We start from the raw sequence: 23874 nt of genomic DNA on the forward strand, positions 1-23874 counted from the left end.
CGGGAGGTGGCAGCCCGCAGGGCTGACGGAGGGGCCGTAACGCGACGGCGACGCCCCTCCACCACCGCGTCGCGGTGGTCCCCCTCCCCATCGCTTCGCGACGGGGAGGATTCTTTACCTCAGAACTTCACCGACGCGCTGAGCGAGAAGGTCCGGCCCAGCTTGTAGCGGTTGAAGAAGATCTTGTTGTCGCCCGCGGTCTGCACTTCCTGATATTTGCGTCCGGTCAGGTTGCGCGCCTCGAACTTCAGCTCGATTTCCTTGTTCAGCAGCGTCAGCCCCTGCCGCGCCACGAAGTCGAGCTGGATGCCCGGCTTTTCCTCAAGGTCGGGCTGGCCCGACGGACCGCGGCTGGTGACGCGCGGGCTGGCATAGGTCAGCAGCAGCGTCTGCTGCGACAGCTTGTCCTGATCCTCCAGCCCGATCTGGAAATTGAGCAGGTGGTCGGACTGACCCGTCATCGGCGCGCCGTCGAAGAAGAAGTTGGCGGCATTCTGCACCACGCCGTTGATCACCGTCGTGTCGCCGTCACGGACCCGGATTTCGGATTTGGTGTAGGTATAGTTGCCGATCAGCACGAGGCGGCGGCTCTGCCAGAAGGGCGAGTCCGACAGCTTGTCGAGCGGGAAATATTTCTGCACCTCGAACTCGGCGCCGTACAGCGTCGCCTTCGGCGCGTTGGCGTAGCTGCTGTTCACCGACGAGTCCGAAATCGAGGTATAGGTTTCGATCGGATTGTCGATCGACTTGTAGAAGCCGGCGACCGTCAGGCGCTGATCCTTGGCGAAATACCACTCATAGCGCGCTTCGGCGTTCCACAGCTCGCTATCGGTCAGCGACGGGTTGCCGCGGAACAGGCGGTTCGATTCGGGGTCCTGGTAGACCTGCGCCACCAGCTCGCGGAACTGCGGCCGTGCGATCGTCTTCGATCCGTTGACGCGAAGCTGCATGTCGGGCGCGACCTCCCAGGTCAGCGTGACCGCAGGCAGCCAATAGTCGTTATTAAGGTTGGTGGCGACGATCGCCGACGATCCGGTGCCGAACAGGTCGATCGGAACCACGGTCTGCTTCGCTTCCTCGTAACGCACCCCGGCATTGACGTTGACGCCGGGCACGATCTCCGCCTGGATCTGGCCGTAGCCGGCGTGCGTCGTCAGCTTGGCGTCGAAGGCCGCGGTGCCGTCCTGCGCCGAGGTTTCGAGCAGCGTGATGTCGTAAAGCTGGATCGTCGCGTCGGAGAGCAGATAGTCGGGGCGCAGTTGCTGCACCGCCAACGGCAGGTTCGAGGCGCGGAACTGGAAGGTCCGGCGTTCCGAGACACGATGCGTGTCGCTGTAGGCATAGCCGACCGTCGCGGTGATCCGCGGGGCGAGCTCGTACGACAGGTCGACGCCGCCCGACCACAGATCCTCGTTGAGGTCCGAAAAGGCGATCGTCGCATCGCCGCGGTTGCCGCCAAGGTCGTTGACGAACTTGTCGCCCACCGGGTCGCCCGGCTGGTTGGTGCGGACATAGGTGAAGCCGCGCTCATAAGGCGCTTCGCGCTGCGAATTGGCGTAGGCGCCGCGCAGGTCGAGCTTCAGCCGGTCGAAGTGGAATTCGCCGACGAGCTGGGTGTTGATGAGCTGGCGCTCGTACCAGGCCGTATCCTGCTTCATGATGTCGCGGTCCGACTGGTTGGCGTCGGTACCGAGCGCAAGGCGCGCCTGCTTCAACGTGTCGCGGATATAGAGGTTGGTCCAGCGGATCTTGTGGTCGCCGAGTTCGAGCCCGAAACCGAGCAGCCCGTTCACCACGACGCGATTGTCGGTGATGATGCGGTTATAGCTCGTCTGCGGATCGCCCGACAGGTCGTCGTTGACCGACGTCTGCTGCAACGTGTCGCGGGTGCGCCACTTGTTGCTGATCCCCGCGGTCGCGATGATACCGAGTTCGCCGTTCGGCAACGCAATCGTCGTGCCGCCGGTGATCCCGGCCGACCAGTTGATCGGGATATGGTCGTTCTGCTGGAGCAGCGTCGTTTCGGCGTTGACCAGCTCCATCTGGATCGCCTCGAGCTGGTCCTGGGTGAAGTCGGCGCCTTCCAGAATCGGCTTGCCACTGGCGAGCGCGGCCTTGAGCAGCGGCGGCACGTCGCGCGTGCCGTCGTCGAAACCGGTCCAGTCGGTGTCGCTGCCATAATAGGTATAACCGAGCTGGTTCGTCGTTTCGCTGTCCCAGCCGATCCCGCCGCTGAAGGTCAGGAAGGGTTCGCGCGGCGTCGCCTTGGTCGTGAGATTGATCACGCCGCCGCCGAATTCGCCGGGGAAGTTCACCGAGAAGCTTTTCTGGACCAGCGTCGAATCGATGACATTGGTCGGGAAAATGTCGAGCGGTACGACGCGCTTCAGCGGCTCGGGGCTGGGCAGCGGCGAACCGTTGAGCAGCGCCAGCGAATAGCGATCGCCGAGGCCGCGGACATAGACGAAGCCGCCGCCGACGACCGACAGGCCGGTGACGCGCTGCAGCGAGCCCGAGATATCGCCCTCGCCGGTCCGCGCGATGTCGGCCGACGACAGCGACGACACGACTTCGGGGGTCGAACGGACGATGTTGGGGGTATAGCGGCCCGTGACGACGATCTCCTGATCGGCGCCGCCCGGAATCGAAATATCGGCTTCTTCATCGGCGGGCGCGGCGTCGTCGGTGGCCGGTTCGGTGGCGACGGGCGGCGTGTCGGCGGCGGGTTCGGCGCTCGCATCCTGCGCCAGGGCGGCAGGCGCGACGAGCGCGGAACTGAGGAGAAGCAGGCTGGCGAAGATCGGCCGCTTGGTCATGTGAAAGTCCCCGAGGAATATGCAGGTAGGGAGCGGGCCGCCTGTGTCAGGCCTGCCCGCTCCCCATTTGGCTTGCGAGCAGCGGTCAGGTGACCGGGAGCGCCGAGCAGCTGCCGCTGCTGGTGCCGAAGTCCGCCGTCGCCGAGTTACAGGTCCAGCCCTGATACCAGGTGTCGTTGGCATCGCGGACCGCGCCGACATAGGCCGTGGTGTCGAAGAAGGGCGCGATCGTCTTGGCATCATAGGCCGCGAAGCCCGTTTCGGTCGCGCCGTTGATGAACAGGTTCGCGAGGCTCGGCGCATAGTCGAAGCGGTTGTCCGTGCCGGCGTTGAAGATTGCCTGGACTTCCGCGTCGGTCACCGCCGGGCTGCCGCCACCGCGGAACGGACGATCGGCGCTGCACTTCAGCGATACCGAGAAGAAGCGCGGCGGCCCCTGTTCGTCGGCACCCGCCGTCTGCGTCGTCGACGTGCTGTCGATACGGATACACGAGGTATCGCTGGTCATCAGACCGTTGACAAAGCTGTAGTCGGCGCCGCCGCGGATGCGGATGGCGGCGGCGTTGCTGTTGTTGGCGTTGCGATGGATGAAGGTGAAGTTCGAGATGGTGACGTTCTGGCGCGGAACGGCCTGTTCGTTGCCGTCCGAGTCGATTTCCATCATCGAGTCGCCCACCGTTCCGCCGGCGCGGCCGATCGCGATCGCATATTGGATATTGCCCTTGTAGCCGACGTCGGTGTCGAAGCTGTCATCCTCGGCGCCGGTGACGACCATATGCTTGAAGTTCGGCCGGCCGCCGAAAACTTCCATGCCGTCGTCCGAGCTGTTGTGGATCTGGATGTGGTCGAACTGGGTGGCCGAACCGACACCCGACGGGGTGAGGCCCTGCAATTCCTTGTCGGCGCTCAGGATGAAACCCGAATAGCGGATCTGGACGTACGACATGCGGCCCGAATTGTCGGCCGGCTGCGCACCGCCGTAGAGCGCGTTCGACGTGCCTTCGGTGTCGCGTTCGCAATCGACCGTACCTTCGGCGGCGCCCGGCGCGAGGCAGTCGGTGACCGGCGCACGTCCGAGCACAACGACACCGCCCCACAGCTGCGAGGTGCTGTCACCCGCCGAACTGACGACGTTGCCACGACCGGTGAAGATGATCGGCTGGGTCGGGGTACCGACGGCATCGATCTTGTTGCCGCGGTTGACGACGAGGTACGAAACGCCCGTCGAGCCGAAGACGATGACGCCCGGATCGATGGTCAGCGTCGCGACGGTGTTGGTGCTCGCCGCACCCTGGTCGGTGCCGACGTCGACGCGGCCGGGCAGCGAGTAGATGACGCCGTCGACCTTCGGGATCGCCGTCGTCGAGTTGAAGCGCGCGGGGAAGCCGCAGTTGCGCCACGTGCCTTCGTTGCCGGTGATCGTGCCGAGGTCGGTGAGCTGGTCGGCACCCGCGATGGTCGGGCAATTCGCCGCCGGGGTAACGCCCATCGGGGTCGGCGTCGGAGTCGGGGTCGGCGTGGGCGTCGGGGTCGGCGTCGGAATGACGATCACACCTTCGCCCGGCGATGCGACGCCGTCGGCGCCGCACGCCGCAAGAATGGAACAGGCCACGCCGCTGAGCATGACCAAACGAACGCGTGCGAAAGCCGCCATGAAAATCTCCGTTCCCGGTGCGCCTTCGCGCCCCACATGAAAAACCACCGATCAACGAGAAATGTCTGTGCTCGCCCCCGGTGACGCCGCCACTAGGGTGATTCGATGACGGTCTGACGCCAGAACGATGACAGTTGAGTGACGGTTTCAGGACGCTTTGGTGACACGCCCGGCGCGCGGGGCCCGGCATTGCCGTGCCGCGAAGAAACAAATGCTGCGAAGCTCGCTTGCATCGCCCCCAAAGCTTTGCTAGGCGCCCGCTCCTACCTGGTGCCGGCCCGTCCGGACCATCATGATGTGCGGTCGTGGCGGAACTGGTAGACGCGCAACGTTGAGGTCGTTGTGGCCGAAAGGCCGTGGAAGTTCGAGTCTTCTCGACCGCACCATCATCGCCATTTCGTGGCGTATTTTCCTGATTTGGCGGCCCTTCGCGGTCGCGCTGGGCCGTTCTTCCAATGCTGGTGGACGGCGTTGTCACCGCATCCGGCCCGTCGCGCCCTGCTGACGACGGTAGAAACCGGCGCGCGCATTTCGATGGCCATGCCAGTTATGCACTGCGAATAACGGCGCCCCGAACTTCATCGCGGCATCGGCTTGCGCGCATCGGCGCATCGGCTAAAGACAGCCGATGGATCAGATCGTCATTCGCGGCGGCCAGCGACTCAAGGGCCGAATCCCCATCTCCGGCGCGAAGAATGCGGCGCTGACATTATTGCCCTGCGCACTGCTCACCGACGAGCCGTTGACGCTCCGCAACCTGCCGCGCCTCGCCGATGTCGACGGTTTCGGTCACCTGCTCAACCAGCTCGGCTGCTCGACGACGATCGAAGGCTCGCGCCCCGAGGATTTCGGGCGGGTGATGACCGCGCGCGCGACTACCCTCACCTCGACCGTCGCGCCCTATGACATCGTCCGCAAGATGCGCGCCTCGATCCTCGTCCTCGGCCCGCTGCTCGCCCGCGCCGGCGAAGCGACGGTGTCGCTCCCCGGCGGCTGCGCGATCGGCAACCGTCCGATCGACCTGCACCTGAAAGCGCTCGAAGCCTTCGGCGCCGAGATCGAGCTCGCCTCGGGCTATGTGAAGGCGAGCGCGCCCGGCGGGCGCCTCGCGGGCGGCAAATTTACCTTTCCCGTCGTGTCGGTCGGCGCGACCGAAAATGCGGTGATGGCCGCCGTCCTCGCCAAGGGCAGCTGCATCCTCGAAAACGCGGCGCGCGAACCCGAGATCGTCGACCTCTGCAATTGCCTCGTCGCGATGGGCGCGCAGATCGACGGCATCGGCACCGAAACGCTCACCATCGAGGGCGTCGACCGCCTGCACGGCGCGACCTATCGCGTCATGGCCGACCGGATCGAGGCAGGCAGCTATGCCTGCGCCGCGGTGATCACCGAAGGCGACGTCGAACTCGTCGGCGCCAAGGCCGCCGAAATGGAAGCGACGCTCGCCGCGCTGCGCCAGGCCGGCGCGACGGTCGAGGACACGAAGGGCGGCATTCGCGTCGCCATGTCGGGCCGTGCCGAGCCCGTCACCCTGTCGACCGCGCCCTATCCGGGCTTCGCGACCGACATGCAGGCGCAGTTCATGGCGATGGCGACGCTCGGCAAGGGCGCCTCGCTGTTCACCGAGACGATTTTCGAGAACCGCTATATGCATGTCCCCGAACTGGCGCGCATGGGCTGCGACATCGACGTGCGCGGCCGCAGCGCGGTGGTGCGCGGGGTCGACAAGCTGATCGGCGCGCCGGTGATGGCCACCGACCTGCGCGCCTCGATGAGCCTGATCATCGCCGGTCTCGCCGCCGAGGGGACGACCGAGGTCAACCGCGTCTATCACCTCGACCGCGGCTATGAACGGCTCGAGGAAAAGCTCCAGGCCGTCGGCGCCGACATCGAACGGATCAGCGCCGGGTAAGCTCCCACACCTTCATTATCGTCATCCCGGCGGAGGCCGGGATCTCTCCGGCGGTTCAAAACGCGATGGCGAGATCCCGGCCTTCGCCGGGATGACGAATATGATTTAGACCTAACGGGTCGCCGTCAGATGTTCGGCGCGGCCGTATGTGCCGTGCACATCGCCCCTGATCCAGTCGCCGAGCAGTTTCAGATAGCCGTCGGTGATGCGGGTCGCGCTGCGCGACCCGTCGGCGGCGGTGGTATATTCGACCATGCCATGGTCGGTGTCGGGGAAGAGATAGACGTCGAACGGCTTGCCCGCCTTGGCAAGGTCGAGCAGCGCGGCGCGCGTCGTTTCGATCGGCGCCTCGCGATCCTCGCCCGCCAGGACCCAGAGCAGCGGAGTATCGAGCCTCCCCAGCGCCGCGACCGCGTCATAGTTCCAGATCAGCTCGACATTGTCGAACCGCGCGCGGCCGATCCGCCGCAGTTCGTCGTCGGTCATCCGCGCGATATCGCCGCTATATTCGCCATCGATCTTCGCCGCCCAGGGCTTGTCCGCCATCTCGCGCCGGACCGCGTCCAGATCCGCATATCCGGCGGTAAAATTCGACAGCACCAGCTTCGCCGTCGCCGCCGACAGCCGGTTGACGAGCGCCACCGCATCGTCGCCGAGCCCGGCGGCGCGAACCTCCGACACCATCTGCTCGCGATCCTCCTCGATCGGCGAGGCGACGAGGCCGAAGCCGATCGCGACGAAATCGGCCTTGGTGCGCGTCGCGGCGAGCGGCGCAACCCAGCCGCCCTGGCTGCCGCCGAAGAAACCCGCGCGGCCGAAGCGGCCCGCCGCCATGCTCCGCGCCTGTTCGAGCGCATGCGCCGCGTCGTCGGCGAGCAGTTCGAAATTCTGCGTATATTCGCCGTCCGATCCGCCGGTGCCGCGCTTGTCGTAAACGAACACCGATATGCCGTGCGCCGCCATCGCATAGCCATAGACGCCGCCGATCGGCGACGTCCGTTCGGACCCGTGGACCATGACGACCAGCGGCCGCTTCGCATCGGGCGCGCCTGGCGGCTCGATCAGCACGCCGTTCATCTTGGTGCCGACGCTGTCGAAAGTGGCAGGGGTCTCGCGAAAGGCGATCCGGGCCCAGCGCTCGCCGCCGACCGTCGCCGCGTCGGCGCTGCACGCCAGCGGCACACCGGCATCGGTCGTTGCGCCGCGGCGCCCGTCGCGAAACAGGTAACGCAGCCCGGGCGCCGGAATATTGGGTGCCTTTGCAAGAACGACGAAATCGCCGCCGGGCGCCCGATAGGCCCCCGGGGTGCAATCGGCGGCGGTCTGTGCCGACGCCGGCGCGATCGATGCGAGGGCGAGTGCGAACCCGAACACTATGTTTTTCATCGCGCGGGTCTAGCGCAGGCCGATGGGGCCTGCAAAGGCCCCGCGATCACTCGGGCCGGTCGACCGTCACCGCGACCATATTGCCGCTCACCGTCGGGCGCTCGGGGCGCTTCGCGACCGCGATCACCAGCCCGACGAGCGCGACGACACCCCCGGCGATCGACAGCGGCGACCAGCGATAGCCTTCGAAGGCGGTCGAAAACCCCATGGCGATGATCGGGACGAGGACGCTCGACCACGCCGCCTGCCCGGGTCCCACGGCGCGGATCACGTTGAAATAGAGCGGAAAGGCGAGCGCGCTTGCGATCACGCCGAGATAGAGGACACCGCCGAGATAAGCGAAGGTCGGTTCGATCACCGGCGGCCCCGTGGTGATCCATGCGTAACAGCCGTCGAAGAGCGTCCCGAACAGCATCGCCCACGCGATCATCACCGTCATCGATTGCGCACGCGCGATGCCCGTTCCCTGCATCACATTGGCGACCGACGCGCTCATCACGCCGGCGAGCGTGAAGGCGGTACCCGTGAGCACCGCCGCCGGCCCGAGCGCCGCGGCGCGATATTCGTGCAGGATCATCATGCCGACGCCGACGATCGCGATCCCCGCCCCGGCGAGAAAACGTCCCTCGAGCGGCGTTTTCAGGAAAGCACGGCCGAGCAGCGTGTTCGGCACGATCAACAATGCAAAGAGCACCGCGACCAGTCCCGAGGTGATATGCTGCTCGGCGCGATAGACGAAGTTGAAATTGAAGGCGAACTGCGCCGCGCCGAGGATGACCGCAAACGCCAGCGCGCGCGGTTCGAGCCGCAGTCGCTCGCCTCGGATCATGGCAAAGGCGAACATCGCCAGCCCCGCAACCGCGAAACGATAGGTCACCGACCAGCTCGGCGGGACGATGCCAAGCTGTCCCGTAATGACGATCCAGGTCGATCCCCAGATCAGCGTTACCAGCGCGAAGGGAATGAGGACGCGCGGGCTCAGCAGCGAATGCGCTGCCGCGCCGCTCATAGCGCCGCGATGGCCGCCGCGAGCGGCGCGACCGATTCGCTATCCTGGTCCCAGCTGGTGACGAGGCGCGCCGCGCCGGTTCCCCAGTCGTAGAAATCGAAGCCCGCCTTGCGGAGCCGCGCGGCTTCCTCCGCGGTCAGCTTGACGAACAGTTCGTTCGCCTCGACCGGATACATCAGCCGGTCGCCGCATGCCGCAGCGAGCGCTGCCGCCCCGGCATTGGCCGCCCGCGCGTTGGTGAGCCAGAGGTCGTCCTTCAGCATCGCGCGAATCTGCGCCGCGACGAAGCGGCCCTTGCTGAGCAAGTGCCCGCCGCGCTTCTTGAGCTCGCGGACGCCCGCACCGCCGCTGCCGCCGAAAAAGACGATCGCCTCGGCCATCATCGCGCCGTTCTTGGTGAAGCCGAACGATAGCGCATCGACCCCGGCGCGCCACGTCACATCGGCGGGCGCACATCCGGTAAAGGCAACGGCATTGGCGAAACGCGCCCCGTCCATATGGAGCTTCAGGCCTTCGGCACGCGCAACCTCGCTGATCGCGCCGACCTCTCCGGGCCGCCAGGCGAGGCCATATTCGGTCGCATTGGTGATGCTGATCGCCGCCGGCTGGACCTGATGGACATCCTTGCGGACCATCGACAGGCGGGTCTTCAGTGCCTCGGCGTCGATCTTGGCCCCGCGCCCGGGCAGCGTCATCAGTTTCGCGCCGCCCGAGTAAAAGGCGGGCGCCCCGCATTCGTCGACCTCGATATGCGCTTCCTCGTAACAAAGGATGCCCTGCCAAGGCCGCACGAAATGAGCGAGGATGATGCTGTTGGCGGCCGTTCCGGTCGGGATCCAGACGACTTCGCAGGTCGTTTCGAATAGATTCGAAAAGGCCGCATCGAGCGACTGGCTGAGCGCATCGCCGTCATAGGCGGTGTCGACATGGTTGGCGGCCGAAAGCGCCTCCATCACCGCAGGATGGACGGCAGCGGCATTGTCGGAAAAAAAGCGGGTCGCAGTCATGAGCGGCGCCTTAGCGCAGGTCATGCGTCATGCTAAGCCTTCATTTGGATTGCTGTGGGTCATCCTCGTCGGCCCCCGCCCCGCGCGCGACGCTGGCGCCGCCGGCAAGACCGAGGCCGCCGGCCATTCCCATGCCGCCACCTCCCGCGCCGCCACCGCCGCGGCCGCCACCGCCGCCGCCCGATTCGCCGCCGCGCCCGGCTCCGCCGCCCCTGCCGCCGCTGCCGGACGGCCGCGCCGGCCCCTGCACCGGGATGCTGACATCGGCGGGGACCGGGTCGAGATCGAGCGCCTTGCGGATGAAATCGCGCAGCGCGACGACCAACTCATGCACATGCACCGGCCGGCCGGCTGTCAATTCCTCCGCGGCGCGGCTGGCGAGGCGGACCTGCTCCGCCGTCCCCAACAGGATGATGTCGGACAGCGCCGCCTCGACCGCATCGCGAATGCGGCGCGGCCGGTCCGATTCGCCCGCTCCGCTCTCGCTCACCGACGAATCGGCTGCGGGCGCACCTTCGGGCTCGCTTTCGGCCTTTGCGCCCGTTTCGCGCCGCAAGTCACGCAAATGCCGCGGATCGACCGCGAGATTGCCGGTGAAGGAACCGCCAAGCGTCTTGTAGGCGGCGATCAGCGTTCGCAGCCGCTCGTTGATCTGGCGGTTCATCCGCTCGCGGCGTCGCTGGATCGTCATCATGATCATCAGGCGGATACCAACGCCGAGAAAGGTGACGAGCGCCAGTCCAAGCAGGGTCGTCCCGATGCTTTGCCATGAAGAAAAGTCGAACAGGCGCATTGCAGTGGCTCCCCTGACGAAGGCTTGCCCCGTGCCGGAAACCGCGCGCTGCAAGCACGGCCGGTTTGGCGCGTTCAAACCCGCAAGGCCACCATGTTTTTCAGGTCAGGGCCATGCCCTCAGGCGCGGCGGTAAATCCACTGCCCCAACGTCCGCGACCGACGGACCAGATAATGACCCGGCATGATCACGCGGGTGCGCGGTCCATGCCGGCTCAGGATCAGGCCGACACGCGGCAGGACGAAGGAACAGGGTTGCCAGTCAAAAGCATCCTGATCGGCATATTGTTGATTTGCCATGATAAATCTTCCGCTAAAACAGCGGCATCCTCTCCCGGAATATCTTGTCTCGGAATCGCCAGCGACTCCGGCGATATGAGTCAGGGATAATCGAGGCAGAGGCAAATTTTGTGACAGGCGGCGGGCGCGGCTTTCCATCGCTTGGGCGCGATCGGACACCCAAGTGCGATGAGCCGAGTCGGCAGGACCGAATCGTGCGCGCAGTCGGCCCGGGAGCCGACGGCTCAAGCGTCGCCTAGCGGTCGCGTTTTGCGAGGAGCTTCAGGCGCAGCGCATTCAGCTTGATGAAGCCCGCCGCATCCTTCTGGTCATAGGCGCCGGCATCATCCTCAAAGGTCACATGGCGTTCGCTGTACAGGCTGTTCGGCGACCTGCGGCCGACGACGCTTGCATTACCCTTGTAGAGCTTGAGGCGGACGGTGCCCGACACCTTTTCCTGGCTGTGGTCGATTGCCGCCTGCAGCATTTCGCGTTCGGGAGCGAACCAGAAGCCGTTGTAGATGAGCTCGGCATATTTCGGCATCAGCTCGTCCTTGAGATGCGCCGCGCCGCGATCCAGCGTGATGCTTTCGATGCCGCGGTGCGCCCGGGCATAGATTTCGCCGCCCGGCGTCTCGTACATGCCGCGCGACTTCATGCCGACGAAACGGTTCTCGACGAGGTCGAGGCGGCCGATGCCGTGCTTGCGGCCAAGGTCGTTGAGCGCCGCGAGCAGCGTCGCGGGCGACATCGCCTGTCCGTTCAGCGCGACGCCGTCGCCGCGTTCGAAATCGATCGTGATATATTCGGGCGTGTCGGGCGCATCCTCGGGATTCACCGTGCGCGAATAGACGTAATCCGGCGTCTCTTCCCACGGATCCTCGAGCACCTTGCCCTCCGACGAGGTGTGGAGGAGGTTCGCGTCGGTGCTGAACGGGCTTTCGCCGCGCTTGTCCTTGGGAACCGGGATCTGGTGCTGCTCGGCCCACGCGATCAGCGCGGTGCGGCTGGTCAGGTCCCAGTCGCGCCAGGGTGCGATAACCTTGATGTCGGGATTGAGCGCATAAGCGCTGAGTTCGAAGCGCACCTGGTCGTTGCCCTTGCCCGTCGCGCCGTGCGCGACCGCGTCGGCGCCGGTTTCCTTGGCGATCTCGACCAGCCGCTTCGAGATGAGCGGGCGCGCGATCGACGTGCCGAGCAGATAGTCGCCCTCGTAACGCGCATTCGCGCGCATCATCGGAAAGACGAAATCGCGGACGAATTCCTCGCGGACATCGTCGATATAGATATGCTCGGGTTTCACGCCCATCAGCACGGCTTTCTCGCGCGCCGGGCCCAATTCCTCGCCCTGCCCCAGGTCGGCGGTGAAGGTCACGACCTCGCAGCCATAGGTGACCTGTAGCCATTTCAGGATGACGCTGGTGTCGAGCCCCCCCGAATAGGCGAGGACAACGCGCTTGATGGAATCGGACATGATGGTTCCCTTGGCGAGAAAAGACGGTCGCGCGCCTAACAGGACCGCCCCCGCGGCGCAACGCCTTGGCGCGTTCTTACAAGTATCGGGCGCGAATATGCGCCAAGATGCGATGGGGTATCTGGGGGGAGAAATTTGTCATGCGGACGATATTGGCGATTGCGGCGCCCTTGCTGGCGCTGGCGACGGCATCTTCGACGACCGGCGGCGGCGGGTCCATGCCCGATCCGGCGCGCGAATATCACCAGAATGTCGACTGCCATAACGCCTATGACCGGCTGGTCAGCGACCTTCAGGCCGGCACCGCGATCTCGCCCGCCGAGCGCGAATGGGCGGTGGCGCACGAAGCGGCGGCGAATGGCGGCACGCCCTGCGCGCCGCCGCTCCCCGAAATGATCGCGCGCGGCGACGCGTGGCGGATCCGTACCATCGAAGGCCGCGACACCGCGGCCGCCTTTTATCACAAGCAAAAGGACCCGGCGGCGCTCAGCGAACTCGGCATGGCGTGGCTGGGCGGCACGGTCGAGGGCGGCACCCCGCAAGAGGGGCTGGAAATGATCAACGAGGCGGCAAAGCTGGGCGACCCGGTCGCGCTGTTCACGATGGGGACGGTATATGCGGCGGGCGCGCTGGGGGCGAAGCAGGATTATGCCAAGGCATTCGAACTGCTCAACCAGTCCGCAGCGGCGGGCCATATCGACGCCATCTATCGCGTCGGGCTCCAATATCATGAGGGCCTTGGCGTCAAGAAAGACTATAAGAAGGCCTTCGAACATTTCCGCATGGCGGCCGAGCGCGGCCATTTCTATGCGATCATCATGGCGTTCGACATGATCAACAGCGACCGCGGCGTGAAGCAGGACTTCAACCTCGCCTATCGCCTGTCGCGCACCGTCGCCGAACAGGGCGAACCCTATGGCGCCGTGATGGCGGCGTCGTCGCTCCTCCAGATGAAAGACCCGCTCAAGGATGAGGACGAGATTCTCTATTGGATGGACGAGGGCATCAACAAGGGCGACGAGAATATCCGCAACCAGTTGATCCCCCTGCGCGAGCGGGTCGTCGCCGCCTTCACCAAGGCCAAGGCGCCGCCGCAATATGTACCCCGGGCGTTCAAGGCCTGTCCGATGAAGACGGTGTGCACGGTCAATCATTATTCCGGGCTGCAAAGCTGCACCACGAACAAGGATTATTGGAACGACTGCGACGGTTAGCCGGAGCCCCGGGGCCGGTCAGCCGGCCCGCGTCCAGTCCATAAACCAGCCGTCGTCCCACGTCCGGCCACCATCTCGCGAAACGCCTTGAAACCAGCGGCAACTGGTCGGCGTGATCCGGTCCCAGACGCCGCGATAAAGCTCGCCCCCTTTCTCGCCCTCGCCTGCGGAGAGGAAGGGGCCGACGCCATCCTCGAACACGCCAAGCTGCCCTGGCACGCCGATAACGCCCGATTTGGCGTTAACCCAATGGTCGGACCAGATTTTCTTTTCGACGTCGAGCAGGCGGAGGCCCATGCCCGAAAAGCCGCGGGCCGGGATGCGCAATTCCTCTACGCTCGCAATGCCGCGGAGGATGGCGACCACGGTCGCTTCACCAGCAAACTCGATCCACTTATCCCCTTCGCGGAAGCGGTTGTGGATTCGCCACTCGCCGGTGAGAAAGTCGAAGTCGCCGGGCTTGCCCACGGGCCTGGGGTCGATTGCGGCAACCGCCGCTGGGGGAATCAGGCTGGTCATCATCGCTCCTGTGCTGAGGGCGATCATGCGGCGTCGGTCGATCTGGCTCATGAAATCGCTCCTTGATGGGGCGCCGATGTAAATCGGCCTACCTGACATTTTCTGTCAGTTATTTTCTGCTAGGACGAAAAAATGCGCGCGAGCCGTCTCCTCTCGATCCTGATCCTGCTGCAGTTGCGCGGTCGGCTGACGGCGGCCGAGCTTGCCGCCGAATTCGAAGTGGCGGAGCGGACGATCTACCGCGACATCGACGCACTCTCTGCGGCGGGAATTCCGGTCTATGGCGATCGCGGCCCGGGCGGCGGGTTCCAGTTGCTGGACGGATACCGCACCCGCCTGACCGGCCTGTCGGCGGACGAAGCAGAAGCGATGATGATGATCGGCCTGCCTGGTCCGGCAAGCGAACTCGGCATCGGCGCCGCAACCAGCGCTGCGCAAAACAAGCTGATCGCCGCACTGCCCGGCGGCGGCGGCGCGATTGCCGACCGCATGGCCTCGCGTTTCCATATCGATACCGTCGACTGGTATCGCAGCGGCGAGGACTTGCCCTTCCTGCCCATGATCGCCCGCGCGGTGCTCGACGAAAGGATGCTCTCGATGCGCTACGAAGGGTGGAACGGCGCGCGCGACTGGATGGTCGAGCCGCTCGGTCTCGTCCTGAAAGCCGGCATCTGGTACCTCGCGGCGCAGGGCGGCGGCAAGATACGCGCCTTCCGCATCGCAAATATCGCCGCGCCGACGGTAATCGACACCGCCGTCCGGCGACCCGCCGGTTTCCATCTCGCAACATGGTGGCAGACCGAGCAGGCGCGGTTCGAGGCCGAACTGTTCGCGACGCGCGCGACGATCCGAGCGTCTGCCAGCGGTTGCCAGCGTCTCGCCGCCCTATCACCGCGCGGCGCCGAAGCGGTCGCGGGGGGCAGCGAGCCCGACGCCAACGGCTGGCGCAATATGACGATGCAGGTCGAGGACAGCGACCATGGCGCGCGCGAAATGCTCGCGCTTGGCGCCGAGGTCGAAGTGGTGGCACCCGAGAGCTTCCGCCGCTGCATCGGCACGCTTGCCGAAGCCATCGCCCTTCGACACCGCTGAACGCCCCGGATCAGATCATCTGGTCGATATCGGCTGCAGACGGTTCCAGATCACGGCTGTCCGGCAACAGGGCGTGATATTCCTGCACGATCTCCGAAAGGATCGAGAGCGCCAGCGTTGCCGGATCGCGCGTCGCGGGAATGAAGCCGACTGTCTTGCGAAGCCGCCGGACGAGATGGTCGGGCGTACCCGCCGACCGCAAGGCATCGCGCCGGATCGCCTGCGTCCGCGGGCTGCCGATCGCGCCGACGTAAAAGCCCGGAAGGCCCAGCGCACGCGGCAGCAATTCCTCTTCCCAGTCGCGGTCGTGGAACACCGAGACGAAGGCGGTCCACGGGTCGCTGGCGAAGGACGGCAGATGCGCCCGCGCGACCCATTCGACGGTGTCGATTCCCTCGGCGGCAAGCCCAGCCAAGGCCCCCCGGTCCGGCGAAACGGCGCAGACCTCGGCACCGAAACCGGCAGCGAGGCGCGCCAGCGCGGTGAGTTCCTCACCCTGCCCCATCGCCAGGAGGCGAAGCCCCGGCAGGTAGCGGATATGGAAGCCGTCGCCTTTCCAACCGCTGGCCATCGCGTCATCGACGCTCACCCCTTCGTGCGACAAGCGCAGCGCCGCCGGTTCGCGGCGGTCGTGGTGGGCCAGCACGCGCGCCAGCGCCGCAGGGTCGGGGTGCGGATTGAACAACAGATCGATACCGCTGCCGCACGGCAGGCGGATGTCGAGATAGGGCGATCCCGCACCGAAACGCACGAGCTTCGCCCGGCCGTCGGCGAGCGTGCCGATCGCCTCGGCGACGACCGCCGCCTCGATGCAACCGCCGGAGAAGGATCCGGCGTAGCGGCCATCGTCGGCCACCGCCATTTGCGCACCGATCGCGCGCGGCGACGATCCCTCGACATGGGTGAGCGTGACGAGCACAGTGCCCAGCCCTTCGTCGATCCGCGCCGCGGCGAAGCGCAATATATCGGCAGGGGTGGTTGCTATCATCGGGCTATTGCGCTGAGACGGGGAAGGAAGGGCAAGCCCGAATGAACGACGCCGCGACCATTGCCGCTGTCCTGCTCGCTGCCGGCCGGTCGCGGCGCTTCGGTCCCGAGGACAAATTACTGATGCCGCTCGCCGGCGAACCGCTGGCGCTGCACGCGGCGCGGCGGATCGCCGAACTGGCACCGGGGCGCCGGATCGCTGTCTGTCCCGACCGCGACGGCGAATTGGCCAAGATTTTGTCCGCGCTGGGATTCGAGATCGCCGTCAATGCCGATCCACAGTCGGGCCTCTCGCAATCGCTGTCGCTGGGCATTGCGGCGGTCGCGCGCGGCCCCGAGCCCGCCGCGCTGGTCTGCCTCGCCGACATGCCCTTTGTCGGCACCGGCCATTTGCGGAGCCTGCTCGCCCGGTTCGATCCGGTCTCCGCGCCGGTCGTGGCGTCGAGCGACGGCGAAACCGCAATGCCGCCCGCGCTGTTCGACCGCGCGCTGTTCGACCGCCTGCGCGCGAGCGAAGGCGACCGGGGCGGCAAGGCGCTGCTGGCGAATGCGACGCTGGTCATGGCAGGTGCCGGCGAACTGGCCGACATCGACCGGCCGGGCGATCTGCGCGCAATCTGACCCCTCGCCCGCATGGCATCATGCGATTTCCGGCAACTGACCGAGCAGCTTGTCGAGCGTCACCGGATAGTTGCGCACCCGCACTCCGGTTGCATTATAGACGGCGTTGGCGACCGCGGCGGCGACGCCGCAGATGCCGAGTTCGCCGACACCCTTGGCCTTCATCGGCGAGGTCGTCGGGTCGGTCTCGTCGAGGAAGATCACCTCCTGATGCGGGATGTCGGCGTGGACCGGCACTTCATAGCCCGCGAGGTCGTGGTTGACGAAAAAGCCGAAACGCTTGTCGACCGCCAGTTCCTCCATCAGCGCCGCGCCCGCTCCCATCGTCATCGCGCCGATCACCTGGCTGCGCGCCGATTTGGGGTTGAGGATGCGGCCTGCGGCACAGACCGCCAGCATCCGGCGGATGCGGATTTCGCCCGTCATCGCATCGACGCCGACCTCACAGAAATGCGCGCCGAAGGTCGATTGCTGATATTTTTCGGCGAGGTCGCCATATTCCATCATGTCTTCGGCGACGAGTTCGCCGTCGGCGGCCGCATCGCCAAGCGCGGCGCTCCGCTTTCCGGCCTTCACCTTACCGTCCGCGAACACGGCGTCGGCGGCATTCATGCCGAGCTTCTGCGCCACCGCCTCACGCAGCTTCACGCAGGCGGCGTAGACGCCGGCGGTGGAGCTGTTCGCGCCCCACTGTCCGCCCGAGCCCGCCGAGACCGGGAACGCGGAATCGCCGAGCTTCACGACGACCTTGTCGAGCGGCAGTCCCATCATTTCGGCGGCAGTCTGCGCGATGATCGTATAAGTGCCGGTGCCGATGTCGGTCATGTCGGTCTCGACCGTCACCACCCCCGACCGGTCGAGCCGGACCCGCGCCGCCGACGGCCCGTTGAGGTTGTTGCGGAATGCCGCCGCGACGCCCATCCCGACCAGCCAACGCCCGTCGCGGACCAGCCCCGGCTTGGCATTGCGCTTCGCCCAGCCGAATTTTTCGCCGCCCAGCGTCAGGCATTCGCCCAGCTGGCGCTGCGAAAAACGCCGCTCGGGCTTTTCCGGATCAACCTGCGTATCGTTGAGGATACGCAGCGCGATCGGATCCATGCCCAGCTTCTCGGCCAGTTCGTCGACCGCGATCTCGAGCGCCATCAGGCCGGGCGCTTCGCCGGGCGCGCGCATCGCATTGCCTTCGGGCAGGTCGAGCACCGCGAGCCGCATCGCGGTCATCCGGTTCTCGCCGGCATAAAGCAGCCGCGTCTGCGCCACCGCAGTTTCGGGGCCGCCGCCCGGCAGGTCGCCCGACCAGCTTTCGTGGCCGATCGCGGTAATCTTGCCTTCGGCGGTCGCGCCGAGCCGGACGCGCTGGATCGTCGCCGGCCGGTGCGTCGTGTTGTTGATCATCAGCGGCCGGGTCAGCGCGACCTTGACGGGCCGGCCCGCCGCCTTGGCACCGAGCACGGCGAGCAAGGCATCGGCGCGGTTGAACAATTTGCCGCCGAAGCCGCCGCCGATATAGGGCGAGTCAAAGCGGATATTTTCCTTCGGGATACCCAGCGTCTTGGCCATGTCGCCGACCGACCAAGCGATCATCTGGTTCGACGTCCACACGGTCAGCTTGTCACCCTCCCACGCCGCGATCGACGCGTGCGGTTCCATCATCGCATGGCTGTGGTCGGGGGTGGTGTAGCGCGCGTCGACCTGCACCGGCGCCTCCGCAAAGGCGTCGGCGAAATTGCCGATGGCGGTGTCGGGTTCGACCCCGAAAGACGCCGCCGGTTTGGCCGCGCCATCCAGCGCGGCGGCGAGGTCGTAGTTCCCCTTGCCGCGGGCATATTCGACGCGGACGAGCCCCGCAGCGGCGCGCGCCTGCTCGAAGCTTTCGGCGACGACAAGCGCAATCGCCTGATGATAATGCTCGATCGCGGGGCCGCCGAGCAATTTGGCGGTGTTAAAGTCGCCTTTCGTGAGCTTGCCGGCATTGTCGGCGGTGACGACCGCGAGCACGCCGGGTGCCGCCTTGGCGTCGGCGAGGTTCATCGACGCGATCCGTCCCTTGGCGATCGCGGCGCCGACGACGAAGCCATAGGCCTGGTTCGCCGCGACATCGTGGCGTTCATAGGCATAAGGTGCGGTGCCGGTCGTCTTGAGCGGGCCGTCGATGCGGTTGGTCGGTTTGCCGATGACCTTCAGCTGGTCGATCGGGTTGGTCGTGGCGGGGGTCTCGAATTTCATGGCTCAGCCCCTCGCCTCTGCCAGCACCCCGGCGAGCGTTCGCTCGACCAGCGGCAGCTTGTAGGCATTTTCATGGGTGGTCTTGGCGCCCGCAAGCAAACCGGCGGCGACCGCCTTGGCGCCGCGCGGCAATTCTGCTTCCGCCGCCTCGACACGCCACGGCTTGTAGCCCACCCCGCCGAGCGCGACACGGCCGGTGCCATCGGGCTGGACGATCGCACCGACCGAAATCAGCGCGAAAGCATAGGAAGCGCGGTCGCGGACCTTGTGATAGACATGCGTGCCGCCGACCGGTCTGGGCAGCGTCACTGCGGTGATCAGCTCGCCGGGCGCCAGCGTGGTTTCGAGATGCGGCGTCGTGCCGGGAGCGCGGTAGAAATCGGCAATCGGGATGGCGCGTGCACGTCCCCCCGCATCGACCGTCTCGACCGCCGCGTCGAGCGCGCGCATCGCCACCGCCATGTCGCTGGGATGCGTCGCGATGCACGCCTCGCTGGCGCCGACCACCGCGTGCAGCCGGTTAAAGCCGCCGATCGCGGCGCAGCCGCTGCCGGGCTTGCGCTTGTTGCACGGCTGGTTGGTGTCGTAAAAATAGGGACAACGCGTTCGCTGGAGCAGATTGCCCGCGGTCGTCGCCTTGTTGCGGAGCTGCCCCGAAGCGCCCGCGACCAGCGCGCGCGACAACAAGCCATAGTCGCGCCGCACCCGTGCATCGCTGGCAAGATCGGTGTTGCGGACCATCGCGCCGATGCGCAGCCCGCCCTCCCCGGTCGCCTCGATCTTGTCGAGCGCAAGTCGGCTGACATCGATCAGATGCGCGGGGGTCTCGATCTCGAGCTTCATCAAATCGAGCAAATTGGTGCCGCCGGCGATGAAACGCGCGCCGGGCGCGCGGGCGAAGGCGGCGGTGGCGGCGGCGGGCGTATCGACGCGTTCGTAGGTGAAGCTTTTCATGCCTTCACCCCCGCGACATCGGTGATCGCATCGATGATGTTCGAATAGGCCCCGCAGCGGCAGATATTGCCGCTCATCCGCTCGCGCAGTTCGGCCGCCGTTACCTTCGGCCGCGCGGTCAGATCGGCGGTGACATGGCTCGGCACGCCGGCCTTGATTTCGTCGAGCACCGCGACCGCCGAGCAGATCTGCCCCGGGGTGCAATAGCCGCATTGATAGCCGTCATGCTCGACGAACGCCTGCTGCATCGCATGCATGTCGCCGGGCGTGCCCAGCCCTTCGATCGTGGTGATCCTGTCGCCGTCGTGCATCACCGCCAGCGTCAGGCAACTGTTGATCCGCCGCCCGTCGACGATCACGGTGCAGGCGCCGCACTGGCCGTGATCGCAGCCTTTCTTGGTGCCCGTCAGATGCAGATGTTCGCGCAGCGCATCGAGCAGCGAGGTGCGCGTGTCGAGATCGAGCGTGCGCGTCGTGCCGTTCACTTCGAACGCGACCTTGGCGGTAGGTGGCGGCGCGGCCGCGGGCCGTGCGCCTTCGGCGGCTTCGGCGGGCACCAATGTCGCGGCTGCGACCGATGCCGCGCTGCCCGCGAGCATACCGCGCCGCGACAGCTCGAATTCCCCGGGGGTCTGCATGCATGTCTCCGATTCTCTTTATCTGTTTGCCGGCAGGCGCGGAACCTGCGGGAAAGGTCAGGCAGTCGATGCCGCGCGGTTCTGTGCTGTGCCGCGTCGGCTAAGAAATTTCGGACGTGTTTGATAACGGTATCAGATTGGCGTGGGCGCGAACAGATAGCGGGCAAGAAATGTTCTTCAGCGAGTTCCCTAATCGCGAGCAATCGTGACGCATCTGCGAGCCCAATCGAAATTGGCGCCATTGCCTGCTACGAGGGTCGACCGAAGGGATTAACATGTTCGACTTCTTCGCCTTTCTTGCCATCATCACCCTGTTCATCCTGCTGATGGATACGCGCAGCCGCCTGAAGCGATCCGAGGCGATGTGGAAGGACACGGCAAAACGGATCGGCGCGCTGCAACAAGGCCGGATGGTAGTGACGGCGGCGGAAGAAGCGGCGCAGGACGTCGCAACGCCCGTTCCCGAAACCGCCGTTCCTGTGCGAGGCGAGCCCGCTGCCGCATTCACGGCGGCACCTCCCGCAGCGATATCCGACATGGCTCCGGAGACAGCGAAGGCTGAACCCGCGTCTCCGGTCGCAACGCCGTCGCCGCGAAAGAAGGCGAAAGCCCCCGCACCGTCCGAACCGCCACGCAGCCTCGCGTCGCGGTTCGAGAATCTGTTCGGCAAGACGCTGCCGATCTGGGCCGGCGGGCTGACGCTGGCGATCGCCGGCGTGCTCATCGTCCGCTATGCGATCGACGCAGGTTTCTTTGCGCGCGTCTTCACGCCCGGGGTGCAGATCGTCACCGGTCTGCTGTTCGGCATCGCGCTGATCGGCGGCGCCGAATATGCGTGGCGCAACGAGGCGAAGCTGCGCGACGTGCGTGTGCCGCAGGCGCTGTCGGGCGCGGGGATCGCGACGCTCTATGCCGCGATCATGGTCGCGGCGAATGTCTACCAGCTTGTCGGACCGCTGCTGGCCTTTTTCGCGCTCGCACTCGTCACCGCGGCGGCGCTCGGCCTGTCGCTCCGTTTCGGCCCGCCCAGCGCGCTGCTCGGCCTCGCCGGCGGGCTGGCAGCGCCGGCGATGGTCGGCGCGGTCGAACCCAATGTGCCGCTGCTCGCCGTCTACCTCGCGCTGACGATCGCGGGGCTTGCGGGCGTCGCCAAGACCCGGCGCTGGCCGTGGCTGGCGCTCGCCGCACTCGTCGGCGGCGCCGGCTGGGGCGTGTGGATGGTCCTCACAAGCGCCGCGCTCGACACACTCGCATCGCTGTCGACCGGCGGTTTCGTGCTGCTCCTCGCGATTGCCGTGCCGATGCTCGGCTATGACGGTCCGCGCGCGGCGATGCTGCGCGCGGCCTCTGCCATCGTCGGGGCGCTCCAGCTTGCCCTGCTCGTCGGCTATGGCGGTTTCGCGCCGCTGCACTGGGGCCTGTTCGCACTGATCGCCGCTGCCGGCCAGTGGCTGGCATGGCGCGAACGCGGCTTCGCCATCGTCCCGACGATCAGCCTGCTCCTTTCGCTGGCGCTGCTCGCCGCCTGGCCCGACCCGACACCCTTCTGGTTCGGCCTGATCGGCCTTGCGCTGCTGGCGATCCACGCGGGTCCGCTTCTCGCGCGGCTGTGGGCTGTGCCAAAGGAATTGCGGCGCACATGGGAAGTCTGCGCGCTCGCCGTCGCGCCGCTGCCGCTCACCAAATGGCATTTCTGGGATATCGCCGACAATAGCCTCGCCCTCGTGGCGCTCGGCGGCGCTCTCCTTGCGGCTGCGGGCATTGCGCGCGGGTGGCAGGCCCCCGATCGCGGGAGCGACAGCCGCGTTGCATGGCTGGCAGCGACCGCCGGTGCGCTGCTGGCGCTCGCGCTCCTGCTGATCCTGCCGATGTGGACGGCGCCGCTTGCCGTCGCGGCCATCGCGGCAGGCCTGCTCTTCTTCGGCAAGGCAGCGGGCGACCGCCGCATCGAGCGGGTGGCGACGGGCTTCCTGGCGGCGGCCGTTGCTGTCCTCGTCGCGACGCCGCTGGCGCTCGACGAATTGCCCCGACTGGTCGAGGGCGCCGCCAGTGCGGATGGCCAGGCGCTGCTCCGCTGGATGGGCCTTGCCGCAGCCGCGCTGCTGTTCGCGGTCCGCGCCGAGGGCGCGGTGGTGCGACGGATCGGGCAGGCCGCGGCGGCGCTGCTCGCCTATGGCGCCTGTGCCCAGTTCCTTCCCTTGCGCGCGCTGATGCTGGTCCCGGCGCTCGGCGGCACGGCGGCGCTGCTCGCGGCACGGCGGGTGCGGATCGACCGCGTCGATGCCGCGGCCGCAAGTTTTGCGCTCCTCGGCCTCGGCTGGGCCGCCCTCCCGATCGCCTCCTGGACGACGGAGGCGTTGCTTTCGCTCGCGGCCATACCGATGCAGCTCAAGAGCGGCCTGTTGACCGCCGAGCCGCTACTGCTGCGGCTCTTGCTTCCCGCGCTGTTCTTCGGGGTTTCGCTGTGGCTGATCCGGGACAGCGTGCCGCGCTGGCTCCGGATCGCCGGCATCGCCCTTGCCGGAACCGTCGGCGGCATCGCGCTGCACGCTTTCTATCGCCTCGGCTGCGCCGCGCTGGCGGGCGACGATTTCGTCGCGACCGGGATCGTCCAGCGGCTTGTTTGGGAAGGCTTGCTGATCGGCGGCGGCTGGCTAGCGCTGCGCCGCGGCATGACGGGCCTCGCCCGCCCGCTTGTCCTTGCAGGCACGGCGCACGCCCTGCTTTACGGGCTTGTCCTCCACAATCCGCTGTGGTCGGCGCAGGCCGTCGGCGCATGGCCGCTGGCGAACCTGCTGCTGCCACTCTTCCTGCTGCCATGGTTCGGAGTTACCCGCATCCCGGCGCTCTTCGCCAAGCCGCCGGCCGCGCTCGACCGGTTCGTGCAGGTCGCCGTCATGCTGCTTGTCGCCGGTTTTGCCTGGGCGACGCTGCGCCAGTTCTTCCACGGCACATTGCTCGCGGAGGGCGGCGTGACCGATGCCGAGAATATCCTGCGGTCGATCCTGCTCCTCGGGCTCGCGCTCGGCTTCCTGCTCTGGGGCATCCGTACGCAGCGCCACGACTGGCGGATCGCTTCGCTGGTGCTGATGATCGGCGCCGCGGGCAAGGTCTTCCTGTTCGACGCCTCGGGGCTCGAGGGGCTGGCGCGGATCGGTTCGTTCGTCGCGCTCGGCTTCAGCCTGATCGGGATCGGCTGGCTCTACAGCCGCCAGCTCGCGCCGGACACGCCGCGCGAGTCAGCGACCGGATAGGGCATGGCCGGCAGCCCGGCCGGCCATGCCCCTCACAGCC

18 protein-coding genes and 1 tRNA gene are annotated in these 23874 nt (G+C 66.7%); 6 read left to right on the plus strand and 13 right to left on the minus strand.

Going from position 1 to position 23874, the window contains the following annotated elements:
- Nucleotides 1-119: 119 nt before the first annotated feature.
- Complete coding sequence (locus tag V6U71_RS15560) at nucleotides 120-2816, minus strand: TonB-dependent receptor domain-containing protein (RefSeq protein WP_411339298.1); 2697 nt, start codon at nucleotides 2814-2816, stop codon at nucleotides 120-122.
- An 85-nt stretch (nucleotides 2817-2901) separates the two neighbouring features.
- Nucleotides 2902-4470: a hypothetical protein gene (locus tag V6U71_RS15565; protein WP_411339299.1), complete on the minus strand. Its 1569-nt coding sequence runs from the start codon at nucleotides 4468-4470 to the stop codon at nucleotides 2902-2904.
- Between the two features lie 299 nt (nucleotides 4471-4769).
- On the opposite strand from V6U71_RS15565, the gene V6U71_RS15570 reads away from it, so the two are divergent.
- Together V6U71_RS15570 and murA are read left to right on the plus strand one after the other, a co-directional pair.
- Nucleotides 4770-4856 (plus strand) — tRNA-Leu (locus V6U71_RS15570).
- A 242-nt stretch (nucleotides 4857-5098) separates the two neighbouring features.
- Nucleotides 5099-6382, plus strand: coding sequence for a UDP-N-acetylglucosamine 1-carboxyvinyltransferase (murA, locus tag V6U71_RS15575; protein ID WP_411339300.1), 1284 nt, complete (start codon nucleotides 5099-5101; stop codon nucleotides 6380-6382).
- Between the two features lie 111 nt (nucleotides 6383-6493).
- On the opposite strand, the gene V6U71_RS15580 is transcribed toward murA, so the two are convergent.
- The 6 genes from V6U71_RS15580 to V6U71_RS15605 form a co-directional block, all read right to left on the minus strand.
- The gene (locus V6U71_RS15580) at nucleotides 6494-7768 is read right to left on the minus strand and encodes an alpha/beta hydrolase family protein (protein WP_411339301.1); all 1275 of its coding nucleotides are present in this window, start codon (nucleotides 7766-7768) and stop codon (nucleotides 6494-6496) included.
- Nucleotides 7769-7814: 46 nt separating this feature from the next.
- Entirely contained in the window at nucleotides 7815-8777 is a 963-nt protein-coding gene (locus V6U71_RS15585) for a DMT family transporter (protein ID WP_411339302.1), read from the minus strand.
- Nucleotides 8774-9784, minus strand: a complete 1011-nt coding sequence (locus V6U71_RS15590; protein WP_411339303.1) for a threonine aldolase family protein — start codon at nucleotides 9782-9784, stop codon at nucleotides 8774-8776. The genes V6U71_RS15585 and V6U71_RS15590 overlap by 4 nt, the downstream gene beginning before the upstream one ends.
- Nucleotides 9785-9824: 40 nt before the next feature.
- The gene (locus tag V6U71_RS15595; protein WP_411339304.1) at nucleotides 9825-10577 is read right to left on the minus strand and encodes a hypothetical protein; all 753 of its coding nucleotides are present in this window, start codon (nucleotides 10575-10577) and stop codon (nucleotides 9825-9827) included.
- A 119-nt stretch (nucleotides 10578-10696) separates the two neighbouring features.
- A complete protein-coding gene (locus V6U71_RS15600) occupies nucleotides 10697-10876 on the minus strand; it encodes a hypothetical protein (protein ID WP_411339305.1) in 180 nt (59 codons plus the stop codon).
- A gap of 235 nt (nucleotides 10877-11111) precedes the next feature.
- Nucleotides 11112-12329 (minus strand): argininosuccinate synthase, encoded by a 1218-nt coding sequence (locus V6U71_RS15605; RefSeq protein WP_411339306.1) that lies wholly within the window; start codon nucleotides 12327-12329, stop codon nucleotides 11112-11114.
- Nucleotides 12330-12469: 140 nt separating this feature from the next.
- Here V6U71_RS15605 and V6U71_RS15610 point away from each other — a divergent pair, with 140 nt between their 5' ends.
- Nucleotides 12470-13543: a tetratricopeptide repeat protein gene (locus V6U71_RS15610; RefSeq protein WP_411339307.1), complete on the plus strand. Its 1074-nt coding sequence runs from the start codon at nucleotides 12470-12472 to the stop codon at nucleotides 13541-13543.
- An 18-nt stretch (nucleotides 13544-13561) separates the two neighbouring features.
- Here V6U71_RS15610 and V6U71_RS15615 read toward each other — a convergent pair whose 3' ends face one another.
- Nucleotides 13562-14113, minus strand: a complete 552-nt coding sequence (locus tag V6U71_RS15615; protein ID WP_411339308.1) for a hypothetical protein — start codon at nucleotides 14111-14113, stop codon at nucleotides 13562-13564.
- A gap of 81 nt (nucleotides 14114-14194) precedes the next feature.
- On the opposite strand from V6U71_RS15615, the gene V6U71_RS15620 reads away from it, so the two are divergent.
- A complete protein-coding gene (locus V6U71_RS15620) occupies nucleotides 14195-15154 on the plus strand; it encodes a helix-turn-helix transcriptional regulator (RefSeq protein ID WP_411339309.1) in 960 nt (319 codons plus the stop codon).
- 10 nt (nucleotides 15155-15164) lie between these two features.
- On the opposite strand, the gene V6U71_RS15625 is transcribed toward V6U71_RS15620, so the two are convergent.
- Nucleotides 15165-16142 carry an XdhC family protein gene (locus tag V6U71_RS15625; RefSeq protein WP_411339310.1) on the minus strand — a complete coding sequence of 326 codons (978 nt, stop codon included), beginning with the start codon at nucleotides 16140-16142 and terminating at the stop codon, nucleotides 15165-15167.
- Between the two features lie 41 nt (nucleotides 16143-16183).
- On the opposite strand from V6U71_RS15625, the gene V6U71_RS15630 reads away from it, so the two are divergent.
- Nucleotides 16184-16762 carry a nucleotidyltransferase family protein gene (locus tag V6U71_RS15630; protein WP_411339311.1) on the plus strand — a complete coding sequence of 193 codons (579 nt, stop codon included), beginning with the start codon at nucleotides 16184-16186 and terminating at the stop codon, nucleotides 16760-16762.
- An 18-nt stretch (nucleotides 16763-16780) separates the two neighbouring features.
- On the opposite strand, the gene paoC is transcribed toward V6U71_RS15630, so the two are convergent.
- From paoC to paoA, 3 genes are read right to left on the minus strand one after another with little or no spacing between them, the layout of a single operon-like run.
- Nucleotides 16781-18988 (minus strand): aldehyde oxidoreductase molybdenum-binding subunit PaoC, encoded by a 2208-nt coding sequence (gene paoC / locus V6U71_RS15635; RefSeq protein ID WP_411339312.1) that lies wholly within the window; start codon nucleotides 18986-18988, stop codon nucleotides 16781-16783.
- A 3-nt stretch (nucleotides 18989-18991) separates the two neighbouring features.
- A complete protein-coding gene (locus V6U71_RS15640) occupies nucleotides 18992-19942 on the minus strand; it encodes an FAD binding domain-containing protein (protein ID WP_411339313.1) in 951 nt (316 codons plus the stop codon).
- Nucleotides 19939-20580: an aldehyde dehydrogenase iron-sulfur subunit PaoA gene (paoA, locus tag V6U71_RS15645; protein ID WP_411339314.1), complete on the minus strand. Its 642-nt coding sequence runs from the start codon at nucleotides 20578-20580 to the stop codon at nucleotides 19939-19941. Before paoA ends, V6U71_RS15640 begins: the two co-directional genes overlap by 4 nt.
- 275 nt (nucleotides 20581-20855) lie before the next feature.
- Here paoA and V6U71_RS15650 point away from each other — a divergent pair, with 275 nt between their 5' ends.
- On the plus strand, nucleotides 20856-23834 hold the full coding sequence (locus V6U71_RS15650) for a DUF2339 domain-containing protein (protein WP_411339315.1): 2979 nt from the start codon (nucleotides 20856-20858) through the stop codon (nucleotides 23832-23834).
- Nucleotides 23835-23874 lie beyond the last annotated feature (40 nt).

Source organism: Sphingopyxis sp. J-6 (genome assembly GCF_046603995.1).
Taxonomy (GTDB): Bacteria; Pseudomonadota; Alphaproteobacteria; order Sphingomonadales; family Sphingomonadaceae; genus Sphingopyxis.

Coding starts and splice junctions, on each gene's coding strand:
- V6U71_RS15560 (WP_411339298.1), bottom strand. CDS start 2,816: ATGACCAAGCGGCCGATCTTCGCCAGCCTGCTTCTCCTCAGTTCCGCG.
- V6U71_RS15565 (WP_411339299.1), bottom strand. CDS start 4,470: ATGGCGGCTTTCGCACGCGTTCGTTTGGTCATGCTCAGCGGCGTGGCC.
- murA (WP_411339300.1), top strand. CDS start 5,099: ATGGATCAGATCGTCATTCGCGGCGGCCAGCGACTCAAGGGCCGAATC.
- V6U71_RS15580 (WP_411339301.1), bottom strand. CDS start 7,768: ATGAAAAACATAGTGTTCGGGTTCGCACTCGCCCTCGCATCGATCGCG.
- V6U71_RS15585 (WP_411339302.1), bottom strand. CDS start 8,777: ATGAGCGGCGCGGCAGCGCATTCGCTGCTGAGCCCGCGCGTCCTCATT.
- V6U71_RS15590 (WP_411339303.1), bottom strand. CDS start 9,784: ATGACTGCGACCCGCTTTTTTTCCGACAATGCCGCTGCCGTCCATCCT.
- V6U71_RS15595 (WP_411339304.1), bottom strand. CDS start 10,577: ATGCGCCTGTTCGACTTTTCTTCATGGCAAAGCATCGGGACGACCCTG.
- V6U71_RS15600 (WP_411339305.1), bottom strand. CDS start 10,876: ATGGCAAATCAACAATATGCCGATCAGGATGCTTTTGACTGGCAACCC.
- V6U71_RS15605 (WP_411339306.1), bottom strand. CDS start 12,329: ATGTCCGATTCCATCAAGCGCGTTGTCCTCGCCTATTCGGGGGGGCTC.
- V6U71_RS15610 (WP_411339307.1), top strand. CDS start 12,470: ATGCGGACGATATTGGCGATTGCGGCGCCCTTGCTGGCGCTGGCGACG.
- V6U71_RS15615 (WP_411339308.1), bottom strand. CDS start 14,113: ATGAGCCAGATCGACCGACGCCGCATGATCGCCCTCAGCACAGGAGCG.
- V6U71_RS15620 (WP_411339309.1), top strand. CDS start 14,195: ATGCGCGCGAGCCGTCTCCTCTCGATCCTGATCCTGCTGCAGTTGCGC.
- V6U71_RS15625 (WP_411339310.1), bottom strand. CDS start 16,142: ATGATAGCAACCACCCCTGCCGATATATTGCGCTTCGCCGCGGCGCGG.
- V6U71_RS15630 (WP_411339311.1), top strand. CDS start 16,184: ATGAACGACGCCGCGACCATTGCCGCTGTCCTGCTCGCTGCCGGCCGG.
- paoC (WP_411339312.1), bottom strand. CDS start 18,988: ATGAAATTCGAGACCCCCGCCACGACCAACCCGATCGACCAGCTGAAG.
- V6U71_RS15640 (WP_411339313.1), bottom strand. CDS start 19,942: ATGAAAAGCTTCACCTACGAACGCGTCGATACGCCCGCCGCCGCCACC.
- paoA (WP_411339314.1), bottom strand. CDS start 20,580: ATGCAGACCCCCGGGGAATTCGAGCTGTCGCGGCGCGGTATGCTCGCG.
- V6U71_RS15650 (WP_411339315.1), top strand. CDS start 20,856: ATGTTCGACTTCTTCGCCTTTCTTGCCATCATCACCCTGTTCATCCTG.